The sequence below is a fragment of the Mesorhizobium sp. C120A genome (genome assembly GCF_030323105.1).
Classification (GTDB): domain Bacteria; phylum Pseudomonadota; class Alphaproteobacteria; order Rhizobiales; family Rhizobiaceae; genus Mesorhizobium.
This window is the reverse complement of sequence record NZ_CP100476.1, coordinates 2,132,537-2,150,799: the sequence shown is the minus strand read 5'-3', so window position 1 is coordinate 2,150,799 and position 18,263 is coordinate 2,132,537. Positions and strand designations below refer to the sequence as shown.

At 62.9% G+C, this 18,263-nt stretch carries 17 protein-coding genes; 10 read left to right on the top strand and 7 right to left on the bottom strand.

Annotation, left to right across the window (positions count from 1 at the left end):
• Positions 1-10: 10 nt before the first annotated feature.
• Positions 11-148: a hypothetical protein gene (locus NL532_RS10530; protein ID WP_023749803.1), complete on the bottom strand. Its 138-nt coding sequence runs from the start codon at positions 146-148 to the stop codon at positions 11-13.
• A 127-nt stretch (positions 149-275) separates the two neighbouring features.
• Here NL532_RS10530 and NL532_RS10525 point away from each other — a divergent pair, with 127 nt between their 5' ends.
• From NL532_RS10525 to NL532_RS10515, 3 genes are all read left to right on the top strand, one after another.
• Positions 276-1,580, top strand: coding sequence for a DUF6638 family protein (locus tag NL532_RS10525; RefSeq protein ID WP_023754946.1), 1,305 nt, complete (start codon positions 276-278; stop codon positions 1,578-1,580).
• Between the two features lie 16 nt (positions 1,581-1,596).
• The gene (locus tag NL532_RS10520; protein WP_023686165.1) at positions 1,597-2,721 is read left to right on the top strand and encodes a DUF2333 family protein; all 1,125 of its coding nucleotides are present in this window, start codon (positions 1,597-1,599) and stop codon (positions 2,719-2,721) included.
• Positions 2,722-3,033: 312 nt separating this feature from the next.
• A complete protein-coding gene (locus tag NL532_RS10515) occupies positions 3,034-4,713 on the top strand; it encodes a formate--tetrahydrofolate ligase (protein WP_023683662.1) in 1,680 nt (559 codons plus the stop codon).
• Between the two features lie 61 nt (positions 4,714-4,774).
• Here the strand turns inward: NL532_RS10515 and NL532_RS10510 are convergent, their stop codons facing one another.
• A complete protein-coding gene (locus tag NL532_RS10510) occupies positions 4,775-6,091 on the bottom strand; it encodes a hypothetical protein (RefSeq protein ID WP_023691612.1) in 1,317 nt (438 codons plus the stop codon).
• 510 nt (positions 6,092-6,601) lie between these two features.
• Positions 6,602-7,240 (bottom strand): isochorismatase family protein, encoded by a 639-nt coding sequence (locus NL532_RS10505; RefSeq protein WP_023754947.1) that lies wholly within the window; start codon positions 7,238-7,240, stop codon positions 6,602-6,604.
• Positions 7,241-7,367: 127 nt separating this feature from the next.
• Between NL532_RS10505 and NL532_RS10500 the strand changes: the two genes are divergently transcribed.
• Complete coding sequence (locus NL532_RS10500) at positions 7,368-8,363, top strand: GlxA family transcriptional regulator (protein WP_023754948.1); 996 nt, start codon at positions 7,368-7,370, stop codon at positions 8,361-8,363.
• A gap of 15 nt (positions 8,364-8,378) precedes the next feature.
• Here NL532_RS10500 and NL532_RS10495 read toward each other — a convergent pair whose 3' ends face one another.
• Complete coding sequence (locus NL532_RS10495; protein WP_023828136.1) at positions 8,379-8,936, bottom strand: sugar O-acetyltransferase; 558 nt, start codon at positions 8,934-8,936, stop codon at positions 8,379-8,381.
• Positions 8,937-9,090: 154 nt separating this feature from the next.
• On the opposite strand from NL532_RS10495, the gene NL532_RS10490 reads away from it, so the two are divergent.
• The 4 genes from NL532_RS10490 (at position 9,091) to NL532_RS10475 (ending at position 13,381) form a co-directional block, all read left to right on the top strand.
• Positions 9,091-9,552: a membrane protein gene (locus NL532_RS10490; protein WP_023754950.1), complete on the top strand. Its 462-nt coding sequence runs from the start codon at positions 9,091-9,093 to the stop codon at positions 9,550-9,552.
• Entirely contained in the window at positions 9,549-10,940 is a 1,392-nt protein-coding gene (locus NL532_RS10485) for an FAD-containing oxidoreductase (RefSeq protein WP_023828137.1), read from the top strand. The genes NL532_RS10490 and NL532_RS10485 overlap by 4 nt, the downstream gene beginning before the upstream one ends.
• Before the next feature lie 115 nt (positions 10,941-11,055).
• The gene (locus tag NL532_RS10480) at positions 11,056-12,234 is read left to right on the top strand and encodes an MFS transporter (protein ID WP_023828138.1); all 1,179 of its coding nucleotides are present in this window, start codon (positions 11,056-11,058) and stop codon (positions 12,232-12,234) included.
• A 91-nt stretch (positions 12,235-12,325) separates the two neighbouring features.
• Positions 12,326-13,381, top strand: coding sequence for a succinylglutamate desuccinylase/aspartoacylase family protein (locus NL532_RS10475; RefSeq protein ID WP_023754953.1), 1,056 nt, complete (start codon positions 12,326-12,328; stop codon positions 13,379-13,381).
• Position 13,382: 1 nt separating this feature from the next.
• Here NL532_RS10475 and NL532_RS10470 read toward each other — a convergent pair whose 3' ends face one another.
• Entirely contained in the window at positions 13,383-14,153 is a 771-nt protein-coding gene (locus NL532_RS10470; protein WP_023695831.1) for an isocitrate lyase/PEP mutase family protein, read from the bottom strand.
• A gap of 320 nt (positions 14,154-14,473) precedes the next feature.
• On the opposite strand from NL532_RS10470, the gene NL532_RS10465 reads away from it, so the two are divergent.
• Positions 14,474-16,663 (top strand): anthranilate synthase, encoded by a 2,190-nt coding sequence (locus tag NL532_RS10465; RefSeq protein ID WP_023828139.1) that lies wholly within the window; start codon positions 14,474-14,476, stop codon positions 16,661-16,663.
• Between the two features lie 23 nt (positions 16,664-16,686).
• Positions 16,687-17,616 carry a cation diffusion facilitator family transporter gene (locus NL532_RS10460; RefSeq protein ID WP_196813813.1) on the top strand — a complete coding sequence of 310 codons (930 nt, stop codon included), beginning with the start codon at positions 16,687-16,689 and terminating at the stop codon, positions 17,614-17,616.
• Positions 17,617-17,622: 6 nt separating this feature from the next.
• Here the strand turns inward: NL532_RS10460 and NL532_RS10455 are convergent, their stop codons facing one another.
• The gene (locus NL532_RS10455) at positions 17,623-18,009 is read right to left on the bottom strand and encodes a type II toxin-antitoxin system VapC family toxin (RefSeq protein ID WP_023724991.1); all 387 of its coding nucleotides are present in this window, start codon (positions 18,007-18,009) and stop codon (positions 17,623-17,625) included.
• Positions 18,006-18,251 (bottom strand): antitoxin, encoded by a 246-nt coding sequence (locus NL532_RS10450; RefSeq protein WP_023724992.1) that lies wholly within the window; start codon positions 18,249-18,251, stop codon positions 18,006-18,008. Before NL532_RS10450 ends, NL532_RS10455 begins: the two co-directional genes overlap by 4 nt.
• Between the last annotated feature and the right edge of the window lie 12 nt (positions 18,252-18,263).

Here is an 18,263-nt window from a genome sequence, read left to right as displayed (position 1 = left end):
TCCCCGTCCTTCACGGGGAGAGGGTAAGGGTGAGGGGCGGCGCATGCGTGGACCAGAGATCGCTACGACCATACTGGCAGCTATCGAACAGCGCCTCGATCGGCACATCCGGACCAATGATCTTCGATTTATTGACGCCAAAGGCCATGGGGAGACATGTCCTTGAATGCTAGCGCTGCCCCTCACCCTTACCCTCTCCCCGTGAAGAACGGGGAGAGGGAGGCGTCAGCGTTGGCGCTTCGCCACAACAGGCAACGCCACTCGGAACGTTCTGCATGAGCCACGCCAAAAAGCCCGACCTTCTCCGCGACAATGAGCTGATCTACGGTCGCTTGCTCACCGTCGACGAGTCGCACCTCATCCAGCGCTACAACAAGGCGCTTGTTGCCTTTGGCCTCAAGCCCACCAAGCTGAAGAGCTTCCAGATCGACCGCACCGGCTTCTCGCCCGAAGTGGCCGAGGAATGCGGCGATTACGATTATCTCGACCCCAATGAGGTCAACCGCCGCTTCATCATCCTGACGCCGTCGCAGATCGATCTGCCGGTGGTGCACACCGCCTTTTCCAACACCTCGCAGCTGATGTTCGAGTTCATGTCCAAGAACCAGCGCGCCATCGATGCGCTGACCATCAAGGATGTCATCTACGGGGAGATCGAGGATTCCGTTCCCCTGGTCAACGACATCGAGGATCTGCTGTCGATCAGCCAGGTCGAGTTCAGGGTGCTTTCGGCCGAGGACGTGCTGGGCAAGGCCGCCGAACTCGGCAAGCTGGTCGACCGGCTGAAGCAGGAGCCCGATGCCTGGCGCGACAACACCATGCTGAGCCGTATGGTGGAACTGGCGAAGGTGTGCGGCGATATCCGTGAGAATGCGCTGGTGCCCGACCAGGTGATCTTCCGCCACAACGCCTACTGGACCAGCCATTTCGGCGGCGTCTACGTCTTCGTCGATCCTGATATGACTACCGTCATCGGCGACCCGGCCGCCCCCGGCTTTCGCCGTTCGCGGCCTTGGCAGGTCAGCTATCTCTCGATCAACGATGCCGACAAGGTGTTCAAGTTCCTGGCCAGCACCGGCCGCATCGAATTGCCGCGCGCGTCATGGGTCGAAAGCTCGGGCTATCTCGAGCATCGCGCCGAGATGGTGGTGCGCTCTCTCATCCGCGACACAGAGCCGAACCGCAATTTGACCGAGGTCGACAAGGTCTGGCTGCAGACCTGGATCCATGGCCATGCCGATCTGATCACCAAGGACGGCAATTTCCCCTTTCTCAACGCCGCCAAGCGTGAGATCGCCCAGCTCGGCCATCTCAAGATCGAGGATGTGTTTCCGCAACAGCGCTTCCTGGTCGTGCGTGGCAAGCCCGACCATCCCGACGCCTGGCTGACCAACCAGCTGATCTCGGATTTCGTGCAGCAGGACTTTGTCTCGCGTTACGTCTTCAACAAGCCGGGCTTCTACAAGGACTATGACGGCTACAGCGACGCCTGGCGGTCGCATGTTGTGGACGTTCTGAAAACCACATATTTGAAAGACAAAGTGGCGTTTCGCACGCGCCTTTACGGCCTGACTGACTGAGGGGTGAACGAGAGCCATGCTTGATCCGATCGTGAATTTCTTCACCCGCATCTTCCAATGGATAGGCCGCGGCATCGGCCTCGTCATTGGCGCGATCCTGTGGCCGTTCCTCTGGGCTGGGCGCTGGTATACGCAGCGCGGCTGGATCCTGAAGGCTGTGGTCGGCCTCGCGCTTCTGGTATTGATCGGCCTCTACGCCAATTTCTTCTACGCCACCCAGTGGTGGAACAAGTTCGATCCCAACTACGTCGACAAATACACCTTCGAGAACCGCAACATTTCCGCCGGCGAACAGGTCGCCGCCGGCGCCGGCACCGACACCGCCAAGACCTGCGGCAATTCGGGCATCGCCCAGGTGGCGGCCGACCTGACGGACTTCAACGTCAACCAGAATGCCTGGATCTCGTCGATGATCCTCTACAAACTCGGCCTGTTCGGCATCGACTGGGACAACACGCCGTTCATGGACAACAAGGCCTCGTTCCAGCGCGGCATCAACCAGGCGGTGCGGCGTACCGCCACCGAGCTTGCCGACAATCTCGGCCGTGTTCGCACCACATCGCAGATCGACGGCGACCTGCAGGATGCGCGCGGCAATCTGCAGTTCGACGAGGAGACCTGGTATTTCGGCCTCAACCCGTTCGGCCCCAAGACGCCGACGCCGAGCTATTATCGCGATGCCGTCACCAAGCTACGCTCCTTCAACGCCCGCCTCGGCAGCTGCCAGGCGACGTTCGATGCCCGCGCCGACAATCTGAAGCAGTATATCGACCGCATCTCCTCCGACATCGGTTCCACCTCCGCGATCCTCAAGGAGCGCGCCGAAAACCATAACAATGGCTGGTTCGACTTCCGCGCCGACGACCGCTTCTGGTTCGCCTATGGCCAGCTCTATGCCTATTACGGCCTGATGAAGGGCGCCCAGGCCGACTTCGAGGACGTCATCAAGGAAAAGCATCTCGGCAATCTGTGGGACACGATGGATGCGCAATTCGTCTCGGCCCTGCGCATCCAGCCCTTCATCATCGCCAATGGCCGCGAGGATGGCTGGATCATGCCGACGCACCTGACGACGATGGGTTTCTACGTGCTTCGCGTGCGCTCCAACATGGTCGAGATCAGCAACGTCCTGACTCAGTAGCGTCCACAGCTTTCCCGGCGAGCGATGGCGAATTTGCGCCGTCGCCTCTGTCGCATTCCGTGCATTGGGCGGCTGTTTTGAGACGGCGGAACGTCGCGTCCTCTGGCTTCTATACGGCGCGGCAACGGAGCCAGGAAGAACCGGCGACAGGTCGGCCGGCCGCGGAGACACTTTCTTCATAGGAAACATAGTTGCATGCAAGTTGACGCCGCGGGAGCGACAGGGTTAGAACATGCCCGCGCCCTGGTTCAACATGCCTGCGAGTGAGATCAAACCCGTCCCCTCCACCGTCCAATCCGAAGGAAAGCCGTCATGGCCGAAGTGAAGTCCGACATCGAGATCGCGCGCGGCGCCAAGAAAAAGCAGATCCAGGAGATCGGCGCCAAGATCGGCATCCCGACCGAGCACCTTTTGCCCTACGGCCACGACAAGGCGAAGATTTCGGCCGAATTCATCAAATCGGTGAAGGGCAACAAGGACGGCAAGCTGATCCTCGTCACCGCCATCAACCCGACGCCGGCCGGCGAAGGCAAGACGACCACCACCGTCGGCCTCGGTGATGGCCTCAACCGCATCGGCAAGAAGGCGATCGTCTGCATCCGCGAGGCTTCGCTCGGCCCGAATTTCGGCGTCAAGGGCGGTGCCGCCGGCGGCGGCTACGCGCAGGTCGTGCCGATGGAGGACATGAACCTCCACTTCACCGGCGACTTCCACGCCATCACCACGGCGCACAATCTTCTGTCGGCGCTGATCGACAACCACATCTACTGGGGCAATGAGCTCGGCATCGACACCCGCCGCGTCGCCTGGCGCCGCGTCATGGACATGAACGACCGGGCGCTGCGCGAAATCATCTGCTCGCTCGGCGGCGTCGCCAACGGTTATCCGCGCGAGGCCGGCTTCGACATCACCGTCGCCTCTGAAGTGATGGCTATCCTGTGCCTGTCCACCGACCTCAAGGATCTGGAAAAGCGCCTCGGCGACATCATCGTCGCCTACCGCCGCGACAAGACGCCGGTCTATGCCCGCGACCTCAAGGCCGACGGCGCCATGGCGGTGCTGCTGAAGGACGCCATGCAGCCAAACCTGGTGCAGACGCTGGAGAACAACCCTGCCTTCGTGCATGGCGGCCCGTTCGCCAACATCGCGCATGGCTGCAACTCGGTGGTCGCCACCACCACGGCGCTGAAGCTCGCCGACTACGTCGTCACCGAAGCCGGCTTCGGCGCCGACCTCGGAGCCGAAAAATTCTTCGACATCAAGTGCCGCAAGGCGGGTTTGAAGCCGGCGGCTGCCGTCATCGTCGCCACCGTGCGCGCCATGAAGATGAATGGCGGCGTCAAGAAGGAAGATCTCGGCAAGGAAAACATCGAGGCAGTCAAGAAGGGCTGCCTCAATCTGGGCCGCCACATCGAGAATGTGAAACAGTTCGGCGTGCCTGCGATCGTGGCGATCAATCATTTCACCACCGATACCGAGGTGGAAATCCAGGCGATGAAGGATTTCGTCGCCTCGCTCGGCGCCGAGGCGATCCTGTGCAAGCATTGGGCCAATGGCTCTGCCGGCATTGAGGAGTTGGCGCGCAAGGTCGTCGAGATCGCCGAATCCGGCGCCTCGCAGTTCGCGCCGCTCTATCCCGACGCAATGCCGCTGTTCGAGAAGATCAACACCATCGTCCAGCGCATCTATCGCGGCGACGAGGCGATCGCCGACAAGTCGGTGCGCGACCAGCTGCATGCCTGGGAGCAGGCCGGCTACGGGCACCTGCCGGTCTGCATGGCCAAGACCCAATATTCCTTCTCGACCGACCCGAACCTGCGCGGCGCGCCGACCGGGCACACCGTGCCGGTGCGCGAGGTCAGGCTTTCGGCCGGCGCCGGCTTCGTCGTCGTCATCTGCGGCGAGGTCATGACCATGCCCGGCCTGCCCAAGGCGCCGTCCTCGGAAAAAATCTTCCTCAACGAGGCCGGCCAGATCGAAGGCCTGTTCTGAGATTTGTCTCGACAACCAAGGGCGCCGCAGCCATGCGGCGCCCTTTTGCTTGCCGGGCTTCTCACGCCACTGTCGAGGACCCGAACTTCTTGATCCCGGCGACCGACATGCTGACGAACTGGTCGAGAATGGTGAAGAAGATATCCAGACTGAACCCAAACAGGAAGGAGAAGGTGAAGAGGCTGAAGCCTATTCCCGAAGCCTCCTCTCCAAGCTTGGTGCCCGGTGCTACAAACCAGGCAAGCACCATGCCGGCCAGCGCCCCCAGTGCGATCCTGTGGATCAGCCGCGACAGCGGTGGATTGGGCAGCAGCGGATTGAGGATCATCCGCATGTGAAACATGATGGCTCCGAGCGCGCCGTAGAAGGCCGGGAGTATCCACAAGGCATATGGGCTGAGAACCTCGTCCAGCGTCTTTATCTGCGCGGTCAGCGTGTAGATCGAGTTCGGCGCGATCGTGATCACTCCGTCGCACTGCAGGCTGCGCGTTGCCTCGTCGAAATCGGCATTCACGTCCGTCACTTTTTCCGAAGACGTACCTTCAAGATTGTTCGGGTTTTTCTTTTCGGTGTTTATCTGCGCGCAATAGGCATCCGGCTGATTGGGGAGCTCCTTGAGCTTGTCTGGAGGCGTGGATTTACTCACCCCCAGCGGCTGGTCACAGAACTGGTCTATGGCACCTTGCTGGGAATACTGAGCCTGGCCCGCCGCTACGCCATCTGCCGTGGAGGTTGAATAAAATTTGCAGTACATCCATTGCATTCCCCAGATCGGGAATTGCGCGTCCTCAGTCATGAACCCTTGCGCTCTTCTCACCAGGGAGGAAAAGCGCTGGTCGAGAGCGTGAAGGCTATCTTCCGAATTGTAATAGGCGTCCTTCAGAAGCGTCAGATCCGTGGTCGAAGCCTGCTCGGACGATGCCGAGCTCAGTTGTTTCTTCGTCGCCCAAACCTGGCGTATCGCCTGTCCGAACCGTGCGCTGAAATCATTGTTGTCGATTTCTATGAGTTCGGAGTTTATCGCGACTCCCTTGTTGTAAATGTACGTCAATCTTCCGGTTACAACCATGAAAAGCACGGAAAGAGCCACGAGAAAGTACGTCGCCAGCGCGGTCTTGCGCGACATGTCACCGGGCGACCAGCCCGATCGCAGTGCCGCCAGGGTGGCAAATGGCACGGTGCCGGAACAATCGTTGAAAACCGTCTGAAGATTGACGACCTCAGGCTGGCTGGCCGTCGCATCGTCGAGCTTTTCGGCATTGCCGATGGCCGCAAACAGGGAACTGTCCTTGAACACACCGTAGCGGCCGTAGTTGGCGACCAGCTTGGCGTCCGCGATGAGTCCAGAAACGAGAGGGTCGGCCGGTGTCGTCGTCATCGTGAAATCCCCCCGCCTGACGACTACCCTAGATACCCCGGCACATAGCCGTATTGCGACGGGCACCCGCACGGATATCCGGGCGGGCCGGGCGGCTGCGCCCAGCACCAGAAGGATTGAGTGAAGCAGATCGTCCCCGGCGCGTGCGAAGGGACCTGGGCGAAAGCGGGCCATGGCAAGAGTGCCGCGGCACCAGCCAAGGCGAGAACGACTGTAGTTCGTGCAATTCGCGCTTTCACTTGTTTCTCCCGGGGAAGTCTACCCCGTCCCACCCCTTAATCCAGATATACCGTTCCTCGGAGAGAGGCCTTCGTCTGTGAAAGACTTCACTCTGTTCTCCAGTTCCCCATCCTGAGATAGAGCCCGATCTGAGTTTCTTGCGTTTAGCCGGCTCATCATCCGGGCCCAGCCGAAAAGACTTCCAAACGAGGCCACGCCCCGGTGTTCGTGATCAGGAACGCCAAGGGGCGCCGCAGACTGCGGCGCCCCTGTTCCTTCGCGGCAATTTGCCTATGCAGCGTAGCGCGCCAGCGCGCGCTGGTTGGACGCATAGGGCGTGTCGCGTTCGGGCAAAGCACCGGTCTTCAGGCAATCGATCCATTCGGCGGTCTTGAGCACGGCCGCAAAGCGCGACTGCAGGATGATGGACACCACGCGGTGGATCTCCTCAGGCGAGGCGTAGCCGGCGCTGTTGGCGTAAGGCAGCGAACCGGTGGCGTCGGACAGGAACTCGACCGCAAAGCCGACATGCGCGGCGTGGATGATGGTCGACAGGTCGCAATTGTGCGTCATGTAGCCGATCACCGTTATCGTATCGATGGTATTGGCGCGCAGCCACGCCTCGAGGTCGGTGCCGGCAAAGGCGCTAGGCAGTGACTTCTCGACATAGTGGTCGCGGCTTCGCCGGGCGATCTCGGGATGCAGTTCGCCGCCATGGCTGCCCTTGGCGAAGACTGGCGAGGTCTCGGGCGCCATCTGCTTGACGACCACCACCTTCACGCCGGCCGCAGCGGCGGCATCCATAGCGCGCGCGACATTGACGACGCTGTCGCGGAACGGCGGATACTGGATGGCGAGGTTGCCGCCATCATAATCATTCTGGACATCGATAACGATGAGTGCGCGGCGCGGCGTGATATTGGCGGACATGGTGTTCTCCTTCGGGCTTGAATGGGACAGGTCGAAAATAGGCGGATCGCCCGACTGCCAAAAGTGGCCCGATTGACATCATTCGAAAGAATTGGGACAATTTGCTTTTCGCTTGCTGGAAACACGCATGGCCGACCCGATCATTGCCGTTCTCGCCTTTGACGGCATCAGCCCGTTCCACCTCTCCGTGCCGTGCGTGGTGTTCGGCACCGACCGCACCAAGCTTGGCTTGCCGCGTTTCGACTTTCGCGTCTGCGCGCTCGACGATGGAGCGATCCACACCCATGCCGGGCTGACCATCGCGGTGCCGTATAGCCTTTCCGCATTCGACGATGCCGACATCGTCATCGTTCCGAGCTGGAAGGATCTCGAGGCCCCACTTCCGCCGCCGCTCCTGGCAGCGCTCACCCACGCGCACCGGCGCGGTGCGCTGATCGTCGGCCTCTGTCTCGGCACCTTCGCCATTGCCGCCGCCGGGCTGCTTGCGGGCCGGCGTGCGACGACACATTGGGCCTCCACCGACCGGCTGCAAACATTATACCCGGACATCGAAGTCGACGCCGACGTGCTCTATGTCGACGACGGCGACATCGTCACCTCGGCCGGCGTCGCCGCCGGGCTCGATTGCTGCCTGCACATTGTGCGCGCCCGCTATGGCGCAGAGGTAGCGCTGCGGCTGGCCAGGCACATCGTGCTGTCGCCGCACCGGCAGGGTGGGCAAGCGCAGTTCATCGAGCGCCCGCTGGCGAAAACCCCGGCCACCGACCGCTTCACCCTGGCGCTCGACACGGTGCGGGCAACGCTCGGACAAACGCACAACCTCGACCGCGTCGCGGAGGCCGCGGGCCTGACCCGGCGCACTTTCACCCGCCGTTTCCAGAAATCGATCGGCACCAGCTTTGGCGAATGGTTGGCCGGCCAACGCATCGAACTGGCGCAACGGCTGCTGGAGGCGACGGAAAAATCGATGGACATGGTGGCCTTCGAAGCCGGCTTCGGCAGCGCCACCTCGCTGCGCCAGCATTTCGCCGCACGGCTCAAGACGTCACCGGCCCAATACCGGCGTGAATTCTCGCGGCGAGCCGGTCCGGACGAGCGCATGGCACGCACGGCTTCATACTGACCGCCCACGACGAGTTCAGCCCCGCTTGACCGCCCGCGCCGGATTGCCGACCACCGTGGTGTTGTCAGGGACGTCGCGCGTCACCACCGCGCCGGCGCCGACTATGGCGCCATCGCCGATGCTGATGCCGCCGAGGATGATGGCGCTGCCGCCGATCCAGGCGTCATCGCCGATGGTGACCGGCCGGGCAATCTCCAGTCCCGACTGACGGCCCGCGGCCTCCTTGTGGTGCTCGGCGCAGTAGATCTGCACATTGGGGCCGAGAAGCGTCCGCCTGCCGATACGCACCGGCGCGGGGTCGAGGATGGTGCAGCCGGCATTGAGGAAGGCGCCGTCGCCGAGATGGATGTTGAAACCGTAGGCGCAGTGGAAAGGCGCCTCGATCCGGGAGCCTGCGCCCGCGCTGCCGAGCAGCGCCAATAGCGCCGGGCCGATATTGCCGCGTTGCTGGGGCCGTAGCGTATTATGCTCGAACACCGCATCGCGCGCGATCTCCCGCAGCGCCTCCAGTTCGTCGTCGATGCAGATGTACCATTCGCCTGCAATCATCCTTGTGCGTTCGCTTCCGGCCATCACAGCGACTCCGTCCGTTCGTCATGTTCGACTGGTTACCAAAGTACAATGCTCACTGATGGAAGAAGCACCATCGCCTACTCTCGTCAAACGCAGGACCTATGCTAGCTTGCCCTCGTAGGCCAGTCCCGGGCCTGCTTTCGAGGGGATCGACATGCTCTATTTGCTTGCACTTCTGATCGGCGTGATTGCCGGTCTTCGCGCCATGACCGCGCCGGGCGCGATCGCCTGGGGCGCCTATCTCGGCTGGCTGCCGGTGGCCGGCACCTGGGCAAGTTTCATGGGCCATTGGGCCGCCGTCGGTATCTTCACCATCCTCGCCATCGTCGAACTGGTCACCGACCAGCTGCCCTCGACGCCGAGCCGCAAGGTGCCGCAGCAATTCGGCGCCCGCATCCTGCTTGGCGCCTTCAGCGGCGCGGTGATCGGCGCCACTGCCGGTTCCACCATTGGCGGCCTGATTGCCGGCGCCATCGGTGCTGTCATCGGCACCTATGGCGGCGCCGAAGCGCGCGGCCGGTTGGCCGCCGCCTTCGGCAAGGATTTGCCTGCCGCCCTCCTCGAGGACGCGGTGGCGATCATCGGCGGCCTGCTGATCGTGGCGGCGGTGGTATGACTGCCCAAGCCTCAGACGCCAAGACATACGACGCCATCATCATCGGCGCCGGACAGGCCGGCCCTCCTCTCGCCGGCCGGCTGACGTCAGCCGGCATGAGCGTGGCGCTGATCGAGCGCAAGCTGGTCGGCGGCACCTGCGTCAACACCGGCTGCATGCCGACCAAGACCATGGTCGCCAGCGCCTATGCCGCGCATCTGGCGCGGCGTGCCGCGGACTACGGCGTGACGTTCTCAGGCCCTGTCGGCGTGGACTACAAGAGGATCAAGGCGCGCAAGGACAAGGTCACCAACGACTCCCGCAGCAATCTGGAGACGTGGATCGCCGGCATGAAGGGCTGCACGCTTTATCGCGGCCATGCCCGCTTCGAATCCGCCAACACGGTGCGTGTCGGCGACGACCTTCTGACCGCCGAAAAGATCTTCCTCAACACCGGCGGCCGCGCCTCGGTGCCCGACCTGCCCGGCGTCAACGACGTCGACTACCTCACCAACTCCTCGATGATGGACCTCGACGTTTTGCCGCGCCATCTCATCGTCGTCGGCGGCAGCTACATCTCTCTTGAATTCGCGCAGATGTTTCGCCGCTTCGGCTCTGAAGTCACCGTCATCGAGAAGAGTTCGCGCCTGACCGGCCGCGAGGACGAGGACGTGTCGGCGGCCATCCTGTCGATCCTCGAAAACGAAGCCATAGAAGTCCATGTCGGCGCCGACGACATCCGCTTTGCCAGACAGGGCAAGGACATCGCCGTGACCTTCTCATCCGGCAAGCCGCCGGCGGTCGGCTCGCATGTGCTTCTGGCACTCGGCCGCACCCCCAACACCGACGACCTCGGCCTCGACAAGGCCGGCATCACGGTCGATCTGCGCGGCTTCGTCACCGTCGACGACCAGTTGCGCACCAGCGTGCCCGGCATCTGGGCGATGGGCGACTGCAACGGCAAGGGCGCCTTCACCCACACCTCCTACAACGATTATGAGATCGTCGCCGCCAATCTGCTCGACGACGATCCGCGCAAGGTCAGCGACCGCATCGAGGCCTATGCGCTCTACATCGATCCGCCGCTCGGCCGCTGCGGCATGACCGAGGCGGCGGTGAAGAAATCCGGGCGCAAGGCGCTGGTCGGCCAGCGACCAATGACCCGCGTCGGCCGCGCCATCGAAAAGGGCCAGACGCAAGGTTTCATGAAGATCCTGGTCGATGCCGACACCAGGGAAATCCTCGGCTGCTCCGTGCTCGGCCCCGGCGGCGACGAGGCAGTGCACTGCGTGCTCGACCTGATGTACGCCAAGGCGCCGGTCGATACGCTGGCGCGCGCCGTGCATATCCACCCCAACGTCTCGGAGCTGTTGCCAACCATCGCCCAGGAGCTGAAGCCGCTCGCCTGACATAGCCCCGCGTCAAGCTCGGCGCTTTCTGCATTGGTGCGTTGCAGCAATGTGCATTGCGCGCGGCAAGGCTTCTCGTTCAGTCTGAATTGAACCGATTCAGTCTGGATTTTCCATGCCTTTGCCGATCCTTGCGCTTGCCATTGCGTCCTTTTGCATCGGCACCACCGAATTCGTCATCATGGGCCTGTTGCCGGAGGTTGCGGCCGATCTCGGCGTGTCGATCCCCTCGGCCGGCCTGCTGGTTACCGGCTATGCGCTGGGCGTCGTCTTCGGCGCACCCATCGTCGCCATGGCCACCGCGCATCTGCCGCGCAAGCCAGTGCTGGTCGCGCTGACGGCGATGTTCGTCGTCGGCAATCTGCTCTGCGCCATTGCGCCCAATTACTGGCTCCTGATGGCCGCGCGCGTCTTCACCGCGTTCGGTCATGGCGCCTTTTTCGGCATCGGTTCCGTCGTTGCCGCCAGCCTGGTGCCGCGCAACAAGCGCGCCAGCGCCATGGCGATGATGTTCGCGGGATTGACGCTCTCCAACATTCTCGGCGTTCCTGCCGGCACCGCGCTTGGCGAAGCCTTCGGCTGGCGCTCCACCTTCTTTGCCGTCGTCGGCATCGGCCTGATCTCTGTTGCCGCCATCGCCTGGCTGGTGCCATCCAATGTCGTCGAACCGAGCGGCGGCGGCCTGCGCAGCGAACTGCGCGTGCTGGGCAAGCTGCAGGTCTGGCTCGCCATGCTGATCGCCTCGCTGGCCTCGGCCAGCCTGTTTGCCGTCTTCACCTACATCAAGCCCTACCTTACCGATGTCTCCGGCCTGTCGACCTCCGCGGTCACCTGGGTCCTGCTGCTGTTCGGCGCCGGCATGACCATAGGCAACATCATCGGCGGCCGGCTGGCCGACTGGAAATTGATGCCGACGGTCATCGGCACGCTGCTTTTGATGGCAGTTCTGTTTGTCGGCTTCATGCAGTTCGGCGCTATCGCCAGCGTCGCCATCGGCGTCGTCTTCTTGTGGGGACTGCTGATCTTCGTCGTCGTGCCGCCGCTGCAGATCCGCGTCGTCGAAGCGGCTTCGGAAGGGCCGAACCTCGCCGCCACGCTCAACCAGGGCGCATTCAATGTCGGCAATGCCAGCGGCGCCTGGATCGGCGGCGTGGCTCTGTCGGCCGGCGTTTCCTATGCTCATTTGCCGCTGGTCGGCGCGGCGCTGGCCCTGCTGGCGGTCAGCGTCGCCGTCGTCTCGCAGGCGCTCGAAGAATCGGCGCCGATAGCGACGGTTCCGGCCGCCGCCGAATAATTCCATTGCGCCCATGGCGGCTCGAACTGGACCAATCGACAGCCCTTCGGCAAACGTGCATGTGTTCTGCCTCTTATCCTGGAGGCATCCCATGCAGAAATCGATCGAACGCATCGCCGGCGATACCGAAGGCGTTTCCTACGAATTCCCGGTGTTCCGCTTCGCCGGCGCCGACGCGGCAGCACCTTCGGCCTATCTGCAGGCAGCACTCCACGCCGGTGAATTGCCTGGTGTCGTCGCCATCGACGCCTTGATACCGGCGCTGAACAAGGCCGAAGCCGAAGGCCGCATCAAGGGCAACATCACGGTCGTGCCCTGGGCCAATCCGATCGGCCGCGCGCAATATCATTTCGGCGAGCACCAGGGCCGCTTCCATCTCGGCACCCGCAACAATTTCAACCGCGGCTTTCCACTGCTCGCCGCGCCCGACGCCAAGCTATTGCCCGACACCACGCTTGGCACCCCCGACCAGCGATTGAAGACCCGTCTGGTGCAGCTGTCGCTCGGCCACGACATCGTGCTCGACCTGCATTGCGACGACGAGGGCCTTGCCTATCTCTACGTCCACGCCAGCCTGTGGCCGGCAATGGCCGATTGCGCCGCCGCCATGGGTATCGACGCCGTGGTGTTGTGGAGCGAGGACACGGACGGCACCTTCGAGGGCGCCACGATCATGCCCTACCAGAACGTCCCCGCCAACGTGGCGAAGCTCGACCGCCGCGTTGCCACCACGGTAGAATACCGTGGCATGCTGGATGTCGACGGCACGCTGGCAAATTCCGATGCCGCAGGCCTCTACCGGCTGCTGGTGGCGCGCGGCGTCATCGCCGACACCGCCCTTCCCCCGCCCAGCCCGTTCAAGGGCCTCGTCGCGCCGCTCGAAAACATCGACATGATGCCGGCGCCCCGGGCCGGCGCCATCCTCTACGACGTCAAGCCCGGTGACCGCGTCGCGAAGGGCGCGCGCCTCGCCACCATCGTCCACACACCGGGCGAGGCCGGCGGCCGCACCGAGGTGCTGGCACCGCAGGACGGCGTCATCCTGACCCGCCGCTCGCGCCGCATCATCCGCGCCGGCGAGGATCTCTTGAAGCTGGTCGGCGACAAGAAGAGCGCCGACGCGAGGTCAGGCACGCTGGAGGACTGAGCTAACCCGAAATCGCCAGCCGCGCCTTGGCCTCGAGCCATTCGGCCATCTGCCGGTACGGCACCGGGCCGTGGCTGACACGGGCGACACCAAGCTCGGCCAGGCGCTGGCGCGGCGGCACATGCGCCAGCGCGATGATGTTGACCGGCAGCACGGTGGCCTTGCACAGCGCCTCGATCAGACCCTCGTCGCCGAGCCCCGGCGCAAAGAAGCCGCTCGCTCCTGCCTTTTCATAAGCGTGCGCCCGCTCGATGGCCTGGTCGAGCAGCACGCTGTCATGCACATCCGGCTTGGCCTTGAGGAAAATGTCGGTACGGGCGTTGATAAAGGCGGGAATGCCGGAAGCCTTCACCGCCGCCGCTGCCGCCTCGATGCGCTTCACCTGTATGGCGATGTCGTGCAGACCGGCGCCGCCGACGATCTGGTCCTCGAAATTGAAACCGATGGCGCCGGCCTGCAGGGCACGTGTCACCGTCTGGGCGACAGTCACCGGCTCGACGCCGTAGCCGCCTTCGAGGTCCATGGTCACCGGCAGGTCGACTGCCGCCACGATGCGCTTGATGTTGTCCAGTGCCAGCTCCAGCGGAATTTTCTCGCCATCGGCATAACCAAAAGCAGCCGCGACCGGCCAGCTTCCGGTGGCGATCGCCTTGGCGCCCGCCTTCTCGACGATCTTGGCCGAGCCCGGATCCCAGGCATTGTAGAGAACGATCGGGTTGCCCCTGACGTGGAGCGCATGGAACCTGCGTGCGCGCTCGATCTGCTCGGTCATTGCTGTCTTCCCGTCTTTCCGATGTTGGACGAACAGTCTAGGCAGGACCCCAAGCCTTGGCGATGTGCCATGGGCTGCGGAAGCGGCGGCCACAAACAGGCCTTTCAAACCTGTTGCGCATCCGGCTTTTCGCCGCTATGGATTTCGCCCATGAACATGCGCTCGATCAAGACCATTTGGTGGTGGGCTCGCTGACAGCGGCCTGTTCGAACGCGTGCGCGTGAAAATAGAGGGTGGCCGCAACGGAATGTCCGGGCGGCCATTTGTTTTTTCAAAGCCAGTCCCGGGTCCGTTGCCCAACAAGCCATATGGAGACGGCAATGACGATCAAGGCTCTGGAAAACGGCGCGGAAAGCTTCGTGACCGCAGGTGGTGTCACCATCACCCGCGAACGCCACGACAAGCCTTACGCCGGTGCCATCGACGCTTATGTCGACGGCTTGAACTCGCGCCGGGGTGCGGTGTTTTCCTCGAATTACGAATATCCGGGCCGCTACACACGCTGGGATACGGCCATCATCGATCCGCCGCTGGTGATTTCCGCGCGTGGCCGCGCCATGCGCATCGAGGCGCTGAACGGCCGTGGCGAAGTGCTGCTGCCGGTGATCGGCAAGACGCTGGCCGGCATTACCGAGGTGACGATTGCTGAAACCTCGAAAAAGCTGATCCGCCTCGATGTCGCCAAGCCCGGCCGCGTCTTCACCGAGGAAGAGCGCAGCCGCGTCCCCTCTGTGTTTACTGTGCTGCGCGCCATCACCGCTTTGTTCAAGACCGATGAAGACGCCAATCTCGGCCTTTACGGCGCCTTCGGTTACGACCTCGCCTTCCAGTTCGATCCAGTCGACTACAAGCTCGAGCGCAAACAGAGCCAGCGCGATCTCGTGCTGCTCCTGCCTGACGAGATCCTGGTCGTCGACCATTATTCGACCAAGGCCTGGACCGACCGCTACGACTATTCCGGCGACGGTTTTTCAACCGAGGGGCTGCCGCGGGACGAAATTACCGAACCGTTCAAGACCGCCGACCGCATCCCGCCGCGCGGCGACCATGAGCCTGGCGAATACGCCAATCTGGTGCGCAAGGCGATGGATAGTTTCAAGCGCGGCGACCTGTTCGAGGTCGTGCCCGGGCAGATGTTCTACGAACGCTGCGAGACGCAGCCTTCCGAAATCTCGCGCAAGCTGAAGTCGATCAACCCGTCGCCCTATTCCTTCTTCATCAATCTCGGCGAAAACGAGTATCTGATCGGCGCCTCGCCCGAAATGTTCGTGCGCGTCAACGGCCGCCGCGTCGAGACCTGCCCGATATCCGGCACCATCAAGCGCGGCGACGACGCCATTTCCGACAGCGAGCAGATCCTGAAGCTGCTCAACTCCAAGAAGGATGAATCCGAGCTGACAATGTGCTCGGACGTCGACCGCAACGACAAGTCCAGGGTCTGCGATCCGGGCTCGGTGCGCGTCATCGGCCGCCGCCAGATCGAAATGTATTCGCGCCTGATCCACACCGTCGATCACATCGAAGGGCGCCTGCGCGAAGGCATGGATGCCTTCGACGCCTTCCTGTCGCATGCCTGGGCGGTCACCGTCACCGGTGCGCCGAAACTGTGGGCGATGCGCTTCATCGAGCAGAACGAAAAGAGCCCGCGTGCCTGGTATGGCGGCGCCATCGGCATGGTCAATTTCAACGGCGACATGAACACCGGCCTGACGCTCCGCACCATCCGCATCAAGGACGGCATTGCCGAGGTGCGAGCCGGCGCCACGTTGCTCTTCGACAGCATCCCCGAGGAAGAAGAAGCCGAAACCGAACTGAAGGCATCCGCCATGCTCTCCGCCATTCGCGACGCCAAATTGGGCAATGCCGCAGGCGCCGAACGCACCACCGCGCGCGTCGGCGACGGCGTCAACATCCTGCTCGTCGACCACGAAGACTCCTTTGTCCACACACTGGCCAACTATTTCCGCCAGACCGGTGCCAATGTCTCGACCGTGCGTTCGCCGGTGCCGGAAGAAGTCTTCGAACGGCTGAAGCCCGATCTCGTCGTGCTGTCGCCCGGACCGGGCACGCCGAAGGATTTCGACTGCGCCGCGACCATCAAGAACGCCCGCGCCCGCGACCTGCCGATCTTCGGCGTCTGCCTTGGCCTGCAGGCGCTGGCCGAGGCCTATGGCGGCGAACTCAGGCAGTTGCACGTGCCGATGCACGGCAAGCCGTCGCGCATCCGCGTCTCCAAGCCCGGAATCATCTTCTCCGGCCTGCCCAAGGAAGTGACCGTCGGCCGCTACCACTCGATCTTTGCCGATCCGGTGCGGCTGCCCGACGATTTCATCGTCACCGCCGAGACCGAGGATGGCATCATCATGGCCTTCGAACACCGCAAGGAGCCGATCGCCGCCGTCCAGTTCCATCCGGAATCGATCATGACGCTCGGCCACAATGCCGGCATGCGCATCATCGAAAACATCGTTGCGCATCTGCCGCGCAAGGCCAAGGAAAAGGCCGCTTAGAAAAGATGGCGGCAACGGACAACATGGCGGCGATCGCAGCGAAGGCAGCGGCCAGGCAAAGGATCGCCAGCCTTGCCTTCTGGTCGATTGTCATCGCCTGCGTGGTGCTCGCGCTCAAGCTTGCCGCCTGGTACGTCACCGGCTCCGTTGCGCTCTATTCGGACGCATTGGAATCGATCGTCAACGTCATAGCCTCGGCCGCCGCCTATTGGGCGGTCCTGGTCAGCTACAAGCCGGCCGACCAGGACCATCCGTTCGGCCACCACAAGGCCGAGTATTTTTCGGCGGTGCTGGAAGGCGTGCTGATCGTGCTCGCCGCGCTTTTGATCCTCAACGAGGTCTGGCGCTCCTGGCAGACGCCGACCCCGCTCGAACAACCCTGGGAGGGCTTGGCGATCAACGGCGTCGCCACCGTCATCAACGCCTTCTGGGCCTGGACGCTGATCCGCGCCGGGCGCAGCGCAAAATCACCGGCGCTGGTCGCCGACGGCCGGCACATCATGACCGACGTCGTGACCTCGGTCGGCGTCTTCGGCGGCCTCGTCGGCGCTATCCTGACCGGTTGGCAGATCCTTGATCCGGCGCTTGCCGTCATCGTCGCGCTCAACATCCTGTGGCAGGGCTGGCACGTCATCGGCTCGTCGATGAACGGGCTGATGGACCGCGCAGTGGACACGACCGAACACATCCACATTCGCGACATCATCTCGGCCAATTGCAAGGGCGCGCTGGAGGTTCATGACCTCAAGACCCGCATCGCCGGCCGCGCCACCTTCATCGAGTTCCACCTGGTCGTCGACGCCGACATGACGGTCGGCGCCAGCCACGTCATTTGCGACCGCATCGAGGACGCGCTGAAGGCCGAAATCCCCTCGGTGCGCGTCACCATCCATGTCGAGCCGGACGACGAGGCGAAGCTGCCGAAAGGCACGACGGCGGTGCCGTTCGCGTGAGGCGAGTTACCACGTTTCGATAGTGAGATCTTTGATCCGCTCGAATTCCCGGATATTGCGGGTTATCAGCGTGAGGTCCCGAGCACGTGCCTGCCCGCCAATCAGCGCATCGTAGGGACCAATCGGGGTTCCCAGTGCCGCAAGCCCAGCACGAATCTCGCCGGCATGTCTCGCGTCGTCTCGGTCGAATTCAAGTACCGGGAACTGCAAAGCTTCGATGCGCGCCAGATTTTGGACCTTTCGCTGGCTCTTTTCAGCGCCGTAGTACAGCTCATGCAAAACGACCGCCGAGAGAGCAAAGTCTTGTGGTGCATGCCGTTTGAGCAATGCCAGCAGACCCTCGTCGCCCGCGATGATCGCTATGACGGCATTGGTGTCGAGCAGGTAGGTCACTTAAAGAGGTCATCCAAAGCAGGTCGATCCTGACCATCCTGACGCTCCAGCGCTCCCTGGACGAAATCGTCGTCAACCGGTCCGATGACCTGGTCGAGCCATGCCCAATCCTGCGCAAGCGGCTCCAAGATGACAGTTTGCCCATGACGACGGATCGAAACCTCATCTGCCTCGAACCGAAACTCCTTAGGCAAGCGCACAGCTTGTGACCGGCCTGACCAGAACACCTTTGCCTTGTCCATGTGCTATCCTCA